Raw genomic sequence first — 697 nt, forward strand, 5'->3', positions numbered from 1 at the left:
GGTTCATTTAGCCAAAATACAACCTGAGTGCTTATAAACTAAGAGTGAACGCTTAAACTAAAAGTGAATACTCAAAGGAAACAATAAATAATATAGTAAGCTGAGATAGTAGAAATATTTAACAATACAGATTGCTCTACTTACAAAGCGCTATCATTTGCTTGCAAATTAACCCTATAGCGAATGAGGGGTAGCTGTTAGCATCAATGTAAAGGAATTCAAAAATTGTACGCCGATCAGGTGTACGGATAAAGCATGGACAAAAACTATTGATGAATTGATAGCATGATTTGTTGTTTACCAACAATGATCAGAGCTGCTATTAGTAAGAGATAAGGCAAGATGCCATGACATTGTACTCATAAAAGAATGTATAAAATCGAAAGTAAATGATAATAAAACAAGGAGCAATATATGAAAGCGACTCTTAAAAGCTTACGTGAAACCAAAGCCAATCCAGCGGTAAGTATCTTTGTTAAGACTCACCGAGCACATCCAGCCAACGAGCAAGATCCTATCGCTCTAAAAAATCAGTTGAAAGTTGTCGAAGATCGCTTAAACAAAGAATATGATAAGAGCACAGCGACGACCATTTTAGACAACATCCATGCAAAGACTAAAGAATTAAATCATAACTATAATCTCGATACTTTAGCGATATTTGCTAGTACAGATGATGTGCAAATCGTCCGTATGC

General features: G+C 35.3%; 1 pseudogene. It reads left to right on the top strand.

The annotated features are described in order from the left end of the window. Positions 1-414: 414 nt before the first annotated feature. Positions 415-697, top strand: a pseudogene (locus tag ACS8FC_RS17635) (hypothetical protein); the annotation flags it as partial.

This window comes from Psychrobacter sp. 1Y4, from assembly GCF_051847555.1.